The sequence below is a fragment of the Chamaesiphon sp. OTE_20_metabat_361 genome (assembly GCF_031364565.1).
Window position 1 is genome coordinate 1 of the sequence record NZ_JANLWO010000005.1, and the last position, 4,000, is coordinate 4,000.

The 4,000-nt window shown below is 45.9% G+C and carries 5 protein-coding genes; 1 reads left to right on the top strand and 4 read right to left on the bottom strand.

The genetic code is table 11. From position 1 onward, the window contains the following. On the bottom strand, window positions 1–1,087 hold a 1,087-nt coding region (locus RMO35_RS00150), incomplete at its 3' end, for a sn-glycerol-3-phosphate ABC transporter ATP-binding protein UgpC (RefSeq protein ID WP_309737714.1). Window positions 1,088–1,263: 176 nt separating this feature from the next. Further along, window positions 1,264–2,163: a carbohydrate ABC transporter permease gene (locus tag RMO35_RS00155; protein ID WP_309737716.1), complete on the bottom strand. Its 900-nt coding sequence runs from the start codon at window positions 2,161–2,163 to the stop codon at window positions 1,264–1,266. A gap of 118 nt (window positions 2,164–2,281) precedes the next feature. On the opposite strand from RMO35_RS00155, the gene RMO35_RS00160 reads away from it, so the two are divergent. Then, window positions 2,282–2,845: a Uma2 family endonuclease gene (locus RMO35_RS00160; RefSeq protein WP_396135574.1), complete on the top strand. Its 564-nt coding sequence runs from the start codon at window positions 2,282–2,284 to the stop codon at window positions 2,843–2,845. A 134-nt stretch (window positions 2,846–2,979) separates the two neighbouring features. Here RMO35_RS00160 and RMO35_RS00165 read toward each other — a convergent pair whose 3' ends face one another. Then, window positions 2,980–3,429, bottom strand: coding sequence for a hypothetical protein (locus RMO35_RS00165; RefSeq protein ID WP_309737719.1), 450 nt, complete (start codon window positions 3,427–3,429; stop codon window positions 2,980–2,982). A 151-nt stretch (window positions 3,430–3,580) separates the two neighbouring features. Then, window positions 3,581–4,000, bottom strand: a 420-nt coding sequence (locus RMO35_RS00170; protein ID WP_309737720.1) for a sugar ABC transporter permease, incomplete at its 5' end; no start/stop codon positions are given.

Here is a 4,000-nt window from a genome sequence, read left to right on the forward strand (position 1 = left end):
GAATCGGATGTGAGGAGGCGACCCGCGCGATTAGGAGTGAATTAGCTAAGCTTTTATCGTTACTTTGTCCGCTGACGTATTCGTCGGTGTCAATCTTATCGATCGGGGCTGTGGCGTAGACGATCGTTTCGTGACCTAATACTTCGACCGTTTTGACCGCAACTGAAATCGAGTTGCTAGTGCCTGCGGGGGCGACGGTAAAAGCTTCTGGACGCAAGCCGACGAGTAAATCCCGCGCGAGATATCGATCCAAATCTCGGTAGCGTTGACGCAGATCCGCGCCGAGCGCGAGTGCTTGTCCGCCGATATCGAGCGTCAAATGACCCCGTTCATCCCACGCGGTCCGGCTCCGAAAAATATTCATCCCTGGCGAACCAATAAACCCCGCCACAAAGATGTTCGCAGGTCGATCGTAGAGCTGCTGTGGGGAGCTGATTTGCTGGAGCTTACCCGATCGCATTACCGCCACGCGATCGCCCATCGTCATCGCCTCAACCTGATCGTGGGTGACATATACCATCGTCGTCTTCATCCGCTGTTGGAGACTGGTAATCTCCGTCCGAATTTGCGATCGCATCTTGGCATCGAGATTGGATAACGGCTCATCCATCAAAAATACCGCCGGATCGCGGACGATCGCCCGTCCCATCGCTACCCGCTGTCGCTGCCCTCCCGAAAGCTGTTTGGGCTTGCGTTCCATCAATTCCATCAAGCCGAGCTTCTGCGCTGCCTCAGCCACCAGTGCATCGATCTGTTGCTTAGACAACTTCAGCATCCGCAGCGGAAATTCTAGATTTTGGCGCACCGTCATGTGTGGATACAGCGCGTAATTTTGAAACACCATCGCAATATTCCGCTGCTGGGGCGTGTAATCGTTGACAACTCGATCGCCAATAATAATTTTACCCGCCGAAATATCCTCCAATCCAGCCAGCATCCTCAATGCTGTCGATTTACCACACCCAGAAGGCCCCACAAATACCAAAAATTCACCGTCAGCAATATCTAACGATAAATCTTTAATCGCCGTCTGACCGTTAGCATAAACCTTAAACACTCGATCGAATTTGACACTTGCCATCATCATCGCTCCCTACTAAAGTACGAGTTCGACAGAAGTAAAGCAAGGAAAAACCTCGCCCTAATTCAATCAATTGGCATTAATTATTATTTGCTAGATACAATTATTTATTAAATAGATAATCACTGAAACTTAGCTGGTGGGCAGTGCCCACCCTACTGGGACTACGCTAAATTATCAATTTAACCCTTGGTTCCCGTTGAAGCCACTCCCTCAACAAACCACTTCTGGAAAACCAAAAACACCATCAAAATCGGTGCCACCATCATTACCCCAAAGCTCATAATATCCGCCCACTGAATCGGCGGTAAAGTCTGAAAAGAGGCAATCGCTACGGGTAAAGGTCGCACTCGTTCGTCGATCGTTACCATCAACGGCCACAGAAAAGACCCCCACTGAGTCAAAAAAGTCAAGATCGTGACAGTTGCAAATACGGGCTTGGAAATTGGCACGATAATTTCCCAGAAGGTGCGAAAGATACTAGCTCCATCAATTCGTGCTGCTTCTTCGAGTTCTTTGGGTAAGCCGATAAAGAATGTATAGAATAGATAAATTGAAAACGCATTGGCAATAAACGGCAAGATTTGCGCCAGATAAGTATTGCGCCAACCTAATAAAGTCATCTGAAAAAACAATGGCACCGCGATCGCTTCAAACGGAATAATCATCAATGCCAATACTACTAATAATATCGTGCTGCGTCCCCACCACCGCAACCTGGCAAAAGCATAACCCGCCATTGAATTAATTACCAATCCCCCTAAGACGATCGAGCTAGTAATTAATAATGAGTTGATAAAAAACTGCCCGAAATTGACTCTTTGAAATACATCCTGATAGTTTTGGAGGGAAGCCGGACTGGGGATAAACCCTTGAATAGTACCAGCTTGCGATAAGACTAATTCATCAGGTTTGAGGCTAGCCACGAACATAAACGCGATCGGTGCCACAAATAGCAACGCCAACAAAATCAGTAAAGCATAGCTAACTATGCCCGATCGCGATCGATTTCCCTGGCGGTTTGGTGTAAATTGCGCTGGTTGAATGCGTTGGGGAAGCCCTTCAGAATGAAAATCGGTCATGATACGATCTCCAGCATATTGAACTTCATTCTAACAAGATCGAAACCTTTTTCATTGACTTGGCAGTGAGCCAAGATCTGTTAAAGTGAGAATACGTCAACACTTGAGAGGATAAATGATGACGATTGCGACCTATAAGTGGACAATCGATCGATACCATCAGGCGATCGACTCAGGTATTTTTGATGGTCAAAATCTCGAATTATTACGGGGAGATCTAATTCTGATGCCACCGGAAGGAGAACCCCATGTTTATTTTAGCGATCGCGCTGCCCAAATCCTGCGCGGTCTCCTTGTCGGACAAGCTCAAGTCCGGGAAGGTCGTCCCGTAACCTTGCCTAATGGTTCGGAGCCACAGCCAGATCTGGCAATCGTCCAACCGCTCGATACTGTTTACCTAGAGCATCATCCCTATCCAGAAAATATCTTTTGGCTGGTTGAGTATTCTTATAGCACCCTCAATTACGATCTAGGCGATAAACAGATCGTCTATGCACAGTCAGAAATACCTGAGTATTGGGTGGTAAATCTCCAGGATGCACAGCTCACTGTTTTTCAAGATCCTTCACCGTTGGGTTATCGGACTGTCACCAACCTTCAAGATGGCACAATTTCACCTTTAGCCTTTCCAAATATCTCGATCGAGGTGCGACGGTTTTTTGAAGTTAATCGATCGTCATAACTAATCGACGATTCAAATCTGCTAGGCAGATCTCACACCGTTTCAGCAGATTATTTATCACGATTAGTTTTCCTGCTGGAGCATCACGGTATAGTCACCAATGCCTAATTCAGCAAGATTGAGTCAAGCTACGCCTATAACCTTTGAATCATCTCCTCTAGCATTGCTGTGAGACTAGGATAATTAGGAGAGCAGGTATCAAAATCTGGCTCATCACTGACATAAATCGGTGCAGCCTCTTGAGAGGTATCTGGCAATATCGTCCACCAGTAAGCATCCTCACAAGCAAACAGAGCTAAGATCTTCTTGTCTGGACAGTAATCTCTCGACCAATCTTCACCACAGCTTAATCCCCAACCTAGGGAATTGAAGTGTTGATCCCCATAGATTCCGTGAGCATCTATAAAGAAAGAGCCATTACCACCGTCATGCCACTGATAGAGTTCAACAATTTCTGTCGGAAAGATGAACGAATTACCTTCATAAAAATGTTGAATCTGGGCGTGACTCAAACCAGTATCCAGGCGAATTCTATTCCATTCTTCCGAATTGTTGTCTTCTATCCAGCCAACAATCTGATTCAAAAGGTCGGTCAACTTTGACATATGCAAACAATCTAAAACTCTAAAATTATATTTTAATTGTGCCCGAAATTAGTATAGCTATTTATTATACGGATTTGCTGTAGATTTTACCCCATCGGGATACTAGCTGCAAATAAAGTAAAGAAATTATTCAATTGATCGCACTATCTTCTGGCACCAAAATCCGCTGCAACGAGGTAATTGCTAACACGATCGCGAAAAATACGACCGTCATCGCGGCACCTTTAGCCATCTTTTGTTGCTCGAATGATGCCTTAACTGCTTCATACATTACCGTCGTCGTGGCTCCATTGGGGCCGCCTTGGGTCATGATTTGCACCTGGTCGAATAGCCGAAATGAGAGTACGGAAGTCACCAGCATCACGAAAATTAGCGTGTTTCGCAGTTGAGGGATAGTGATATACCGAAACTGATTCCATTTATTGCTACCATCGATCGCGGCTGCCTCATATAAAGAGCTAGAAATCGCCTGTAACCCTGCCAAAATAATTACCATCTGAAACCCCGCCCCCTGCCACAGCGATAACAACATAATGGCTGGTAGTGCTAA

Bases quoted from the DNA above. Each gene is read 5' to 3' on its own strand.
- RMO35_RS00155 (WP_309737716.1), bottom strand. From the start codon at position 2,163: ATGACCGATTTTCATTCTGAAGGGCTTCCCCAACGCATTCAACCAGCG.
- RMO35_RS00160 (WP_396135574.1), top strand. From the start codon at position 2,282: ATGACGATTGCGACCTATAAGTGGACAATCGATCGATACCATCAGGCG.